The 6,156-nt window shown below is 70.8% G+C and carries 2 protein-coding genes and 2 pseudogenes; 3 read left to right on the forward strand and 1 reads right to left on the reverse strand.

Annotation, left to right across the window (positions count from 1 at the left end):
• Positions 1 to 92 precede the first annotated feature (92 nt).
• Positions 93 to 1,709: pseudogene (locus P1P70_RS38545) on the forward strand (IS200/IS605 family accessory protein TnpB-related protein).
• A gap of 1,306 nt (positions 1,710 to 3,015) precedes the next feature.
• Here P1P70_RS38545 and P1P70_RS45925 read toward each other — a convergent pair.
• A pseudogene (locus P1P70_RS45925) lies at positions 3,016 to 3,370 on the reverse strand (response regulator transcription factor); the annotation flags it as partial.
• Between the two features lie 321 nt (positions 3,371 to 3,691).
• Here P1P70_RS45925 and P1P70_RS38555 point away from each other — a divergent pair.
• Positions 3,692 to 4,324, forward strand: coding sequence for a carbonic anhydrase (locus P1P70_RS38555; RefSeq protein ID WP_319246089.1), 633 nt, complete (start codon positions 3,692 to 3,694; stop codon positions 4,322 to 4,324).
• On the forward strand, positions 4,321 to 6,156 hold a 1,836-nt coding region (locus tag P1P70_RS38560), incomplete at its 3' end, for a SulP family inorganic anion transporter (RefSeq protein WP_319246091.1). The genes P1P70_RS38555 and P1P70_RS38560, both read left to right, overlap by 4 nt.

The raw sequence follows: 6,156 nt of genomic DNA on the forward strand, positions 1-6,156 counted from the left end.
TAATGTCACGTCGCCACCCGAGATCTCAACAAGGCTATTCGTACGCAGCTCTAGTTGTGTAAAAGCGACAGCACCAGACGCAACACCTTCTCATCGCCCGGCGCCAGGCCCTTGAGGCGGGTCCGGCCGGTGTGGCCGTCCGGACCCGCCTCAAGGGCCTGGCGCCGGGCGATGAGAAGGTGTTGCGTCTGGTGGGGGCGCATCTGGGGTCGTTGGCTTCGCGGGATCTCAAGGCGCGCTGCCGGGACGGTCTGGAGCATTCCGGGCAGGCGTGGGCGGTGCGCAAGCGGGAGCTGACACCCGTCTCGTCGTCGCGGTGGGCGGGCAGCATCACCAAGGCCACGCACGATCAGTGGGCGCTGGCCCGCCGGGGTCAGGCGGCGCACCTGCAGAGCCTGGAAGCGGGGATCCGCACGATCGAGGCCCGGCTGGCGCTGCCGGTCGGGCAGAGGGGGACGAAGAGGGCGCCGGGGGGTTATCGGTCGCGGCGGGAGTGGCATGCGAAGTCGCGGCGGCTGCGGGTGCTTCAGGACCGGCTGGCCGCCGTGCGAGCCGACCGGGAGGCCGGGATCGTGCACGTCGTACGCGGAGGCAAGCCTCTGGCCCGCACCCGGCACCACCTGGAGGCGGCCGGGCTGACGGAGTCCGCGTGGCGTGGGCGGTGGGAGGCGGAGCGCTGGTTCTGCCAGGCGGACGGGGAGTCCGGCAAGCGCTACGGCAACGAGACCATCCGCATCAGCCCCGACGGCGAGGTGAGCATCAAGCTCCCCGCACCGCTCGCGCATCTGGCGAACGCCCCGCACGGACGCTACGTCCTGGCCTGCCGGGTCGCGTTCGCGCACCGGGGCGGCGAGTGGGCGGACCGCGTCGTAGCCAACCGGGCCATCGCCTACCGTATCCACCTGGATACCGGCAGGGGGCGCTGGTATCTGACCGCGTCCTGGCAGATCCCGCCCACCCCCACCGTTCCGATCGAGGCCGCCCTCGCCCACGGAGTGATCGGTGCGGACATGAACGCCGACCACCTGGCCGCCTGGCGCCTGGACACGCACGGCAACCCGGTCGGCAGCCCGCGCCGCTTCTCCTACGACCTCACCGGCACCGCCGAACATCGTGACGCCCAGGTCCGCCACGCCCTGACCCGCCTCCTGCACTGGGCCCGCACCTGCGGTGTGAAGGCGATCGCGGTCGAGGACCTGGACTTCGCCGCGGAGAAGACCCGGGAGAAACACGGCCGCCGCACACGCTTCCGCCGGCTGATCTCCGGCATGCCCACCGGAAAACTCCGCGCCCGGCTGGCCTCGATGGCCGACGGCACGGGTATCACCATCATCGCCGTCGACCCCGCCTACACCAGCCGATGGGGCGCTCAGCACTGGCAGAAGCCCCTCACCACCACAACCCGTAAGACCACTCGCCACGATGCTGCTGCCGTGGCGATCGGAAGGCGCGCCCAGGGACACCCGGTCCGGCGACGGACGGCACCGCCCCCACACGACCGGAGTGATCGTGCGGGGCATCGGACCGTCCAGGCCGGACCAGGTGTTGCTGGGCGTGAGGGACACCGCCCTCGCATTCCCGGACCACGGACGCGATTCGTCGGCGCCGGACGCGGAGCGAACGCGGGCAACCAGAACGCCCAACACCGTCCGGGGCGTTCGGCCGAGCATGAGACCTGGCAACAGGACTCACTCCCGCTCAGTCCCTAGGAACGGTACGTCACACGGTTCGAGGTCGACACGGAGTTTCTGCGGCGCTACCCGGTGCGCCAGGCCGGTGGGAAGACGATCCTCGAACTCTGGGTGCCGGCGGAGGAACTGGAGGAGTTCAACGCGCACCTCGTGGGTGAGATCGAGGTCGTGCACGAGTTCCACTGAAGGTCGGCGGGTCGGCGGGTCGGCTGGTCAGCGGGTCGGCGGGTCGGTCGACCGGCCCGCCGGCCTCCGTCGACGGATCAGCTCCGCACTGTCGGCCTCCCCCGGGAGGGGCGCGGGATGGACACCGGCACGCCGTCCCGGTCGCCCTCGCCCGCGATCTCCCGCAGGACCCGTACGAGTTCCTCGTGGAGGGCGTCGCCGATCTCGTGTGCCTGGGGTGTGTCCACGTGCAGCATGTTGACGTGGAGACCGGTTTCGGTGCGGTGGAACCAGTGGCTGATGCCGTTGCCGCGGGCCGCCCACACGTGCAACTTCGGCTTCCACAGGGGGTGTTGGGGGCCTCCTGGGGTCCGGCGGAAGTCGATGTAGGAGAAGAAGTTCACCGGGAACGGCCAGTGGTGCAGCGCGAAGGTCTCCGGGGCCAGCAACTCCCATGCCCGTACGAAGGGGATGTCCGTGTGCCGCTGCAACTCGCCGTACGCCGGAGTGCCGTACGCCGGGCCGCCCAGGGTGGAAGCGCCGGGCGCGGGGCTGCCGAAGGCGGGCGCGTGGTGCGCCGGGTCGGCATACGTGGGCGTGCCGTGCGCCGGGTTGGAGTGCGTGGGGGTGCCGCGCGCCGGCGTCTCGTACGCGGCCGACCAGTCGTACTCGGCTCCACCGCTGTCACCGGGGCCGCCTGCCCCGCCCGCTCCGCCGACCCCACCTGCTCCGACTGCTCCGCCGACCCCGGCTGAGCCACCGGCTCCGCCGGGTCCACCGGCCTGTGCCCGATGGCGTTCCTCCGCTCCGAAGCCGTCCCCGGTCGCCGCGAAGTCGCTGTCGGCCCCGAAACGGCGCCCGGACCCGGAACGGCCCCCGGCCCTGCCCCTGATCCCGAAGTCGTTCCCGGTCGCCGAATCCTCCTGAACCGAAGACTCCGGTGCGGACGCCGCCCAACTGCCGTACACGGAACTCCCGGCCACGGCCACGGCCTCGTACCCGGCCTCACCACCAACCCCGGGGTCGGCCCCAGGCCTCGACCCACCCGTGCCCTCGGCGCCGGCCGTCCTCCCGGCCCCCGCCTCGGCCGCCACGACCCCGGCCACCACCTCGCCCGTGACCTCGCCCGTGACGACGCCCGTGGCTCCGCTGCCCCGATGCTGGTGGCGGCGCGACACCGCCCTTATCCGGGCGACCAGTTCCCGGATGCTGAAGGGTTTCGCCAGGTAGTCGTCGGCGCCGAGTTCGAGGCCCAGCACACGGTCGGCCTCCTCGCCGCGCGCGCTGAGGATGATGATGGGGACGTCGGAGGTGCGGCGGATCCCGCGGCAGACGTCGATGCCGTCCATGTCGGGCAGGCCGAGGTCCAGCAGGACGACATCGCCGTGCGGACCTCTCAGGCCGTCCGCGCCGGTGGCCACGTGGTGGACCGTCAGGCCGAAGTGCCGCAGCCCGTCGGCGAGCGGTTCGGCGATCGTCTCGTCGTCCTCGATGAGCAGCACTCGTACGCCCATGGCCGCCTTGTCTCTCCAGAAAGTCGGGACAACACGAGAGCCGTGCTGTGGGGCGCCACGCTACAAGAGAACGAACAGTTCTGTGCAGGGAATGCGGAGCATTGTGAAATGACACTCAGAAACCGCTTGTATTCGGTCTCCCGACCTGCGGCGGAGGGGGTCCGGCTGAAATCTGAGAAAAATCTGGCGTCGCTTTAGTGTTCGCTTAACCTTCCTTTGGTCATCGTCCCCCTACGGTCGTCAAGGCAGGTCAGGACAGGTCAGGACAGGTCAGAGCGGGTTGGAACAGCTCGGAACCAGTGCAGAGAGGCAGGAGGCACGATGAAGGCGTTGCTGGATCGCGCCCGGTCGTTCAAGCGGCGGGTCGACTTCGAGAGTGACGAATACCGAAAACTCGCCGTCGGGCAATTTCCCGAGGCGCTGTTCATCACCTGCTCGGACTCGCGGGTGATTCCCGCGCTGATCACCGGGGCGCGGCCCGGTGAGATATTCGAGCTGCGAAATGCGGGCAACATCGTGCCGCCGCACGACGCGTACGGGGCCGCCTCCGGCGAGGCCGCCACCATCGAGTACGCGCTGGAGGTGCTCGGCGTTCAGGACATCGTGGTGTGTGGTCATTCCCACTGCGGTGCGATGGGCGCGCTGAAGTACGGCGCCGACCTGTCCGGCCTGCCCAGGGTGGACGCGTGGCTCGACTACGCCAGGCCCGCCCTCGAACCGGTCCTGGGGGGCGACGGTACGGGCGGGGACAGCGCCTCGTCCGAGGATCCCGCCCTGCGCGAGGTCGTCCAGCTCAACATCCGCAACCAGCTCGCCGTTCTGCGGGACTACCCGGTCGCCCGGCAGCAACTCGACGCCGGGCGACTCCGGTTGCACGGCTGGTACTACGAGATCGACACCGGCAAGGTCCACGAACTGGACGCGGACGGCGGCTTCCAGGTGCACGGTTCATGAGCGGGGCGCACGGGCGCCGGCACGCGGCGGACGGCGGCGCCCGCCGGTCCCGCAGGAACGGCCCGGGTGACGGACCCGGGGCACCCGCCCCCATACCCGGCCCGCCTCCCTACGCCCCGGACTTCGCCCAGGGCATCGGAGATTCCCAGGAGTGGACCGCCACCGAATCCCTGGGCCGGGATCACGCGGGCCGGGACCATCCGCCGCCCGGGCCCAAGCGCACCCGCACCGGTGCCTCCGCCGGTCGCATCGACTTCGGTACGGAGATCACCGCGTCCCTCGTCGTCTTCCTGGTCGCGCTGCCGCTCTGCATCGGCGTGGCCGTGGCCTCCGGTGTGCCGGCCGAACTGGGCATCATCTCCGGGGTGATCGGCGGTCTGGTGGTCGGCGCGGTGCGGGGCAGCACCCTCCAGGTCAGTGGCCCGGCGGCCGGGCTCGCGGCGCTCGTCGCGGAGACGGTCATGGAGTTCGGCGTCGCGATGCTCGGCGTGATCGTCCTCTTCTCCGGCATCCTCCAGATCGTGCTGGGCCTGGTGAAACTGGGCCGGATGTTCCAGGCGATCTCCCTCGCCGTCGTGCAGGGCATGCTCGCCGGCATCGGACTGCCGCTGATGTTCAGCCAGCTCTACCCGATGTCCGACTCCAAGGCGCCGGGCACCCCCCTGGAGAACATGGCGGGCGTCCCCGGACTGATCGCCGACACGGTGACGAACCCGCAGGCGCTGATCGCGGCCGGGCTCGGGATCGTCACGATCGTGCTCAGCTTCCTGTGGAAGCAGGTACCGGGGCCGGCCAAGAAGATCCCGGCCGCGCTCGTGGCCGTCGGGATCGGCATCGCGGTCGCCTCGCTGCCCGGCGTCGAGGTCAAGACGCTCCAGGTCGGCAACCTGCTGGCGTCCGTGGACGTGCCCGGGCCGGACCAGCTGGCCGGGCTCGCCGATGTCGGGATCATCACGGCGATCCTCACCTTCACCGTGATCGCGTCGGCGGAGAGCCTGTTCACCGCCGCCGCCGTGGACCGGATGCACGACGGTCCGCGCACCCGCTACAACACCGAACTCATCGCTCAGGGCGCGGGCAACACCGTCGCCGGCATCCTCGGCGCGCTGCCCATCACGGCGGTCGTCGCGCGCAGCTCGGCGAACGTGCAGGCCGGTGCCAGGACCCGCATCTCCCGAACACTGCACGGCCTGTGGCTGCTCGCCTTCGCGCTGCTGCTGCCGCAGGTGCTGGCGCTCATCCCGATCTCGGTGCTCGCGGGTGTCCTCGTGCACAGCGGGTGGAAGCTGTTCGCGCCGGAGCAGTTCCCGAAGATGTGGCGGCAGGACCGGGGCGAGTTCGCGGTCATGACGCTGACGACGCTGGTCATCACGGCGACCGCGCTGCTCGAAGGGGTGCTGTTCGGGCTGGCCGCGGGGGTGGTGCTGGCTGCGCTGCGGATGTCGCAGACGGTCATCCGGCAGCACATCGAGGACGACACGGCGAAGGTCGTGATGGCGGGCAACGCGACGTTCCTGCGGCTGCCGAAGCTGATCGACGCGCTGGAGGGAGCGGCCGCGTCCGGCAAGCCGCGCATCCGGCTGGATCTGCTCGGGGTGACGCACCTCGACCATGCCTGCCGCAGCCAGATCGAGGAGTTCGTGGCGCAGCAGCGGGGGGCCGGGCTGCGGGTGGAACTGCTGATGCCGGACCTCACGAAGCTGCCGGCGGCGGCCGAGCCGAGGGCCGCGGAGGAGGAGCCGGCGTTCACGGAGGTGCCGGAGCCGGTGTCGACGGAGGTGTGGGACTACGCGACGGTCGGTACGGCGGCGGTGGGGGGTACGGGGCCGATG

The organism is Streptomyces sp. MB09-02B (assembly GCF_033794485.1).
Taxonomy (GTDB): domain Bacteria; phylum Actinomycetota; class Actinomycetes; order Streptomycetales; family Streptomycetaceae; genus Streptomyces.

What these genes read in the sequence shown, in the direction of transcription:
- P1P70_RS38555 (WP_319246089.1), top strand. Translation starts at nt 3,692, where the DNA reads ATGAAGGCGTTGCTGGATCGCGCCCGGTCGTTCAAGCGGCGGGTCGAC.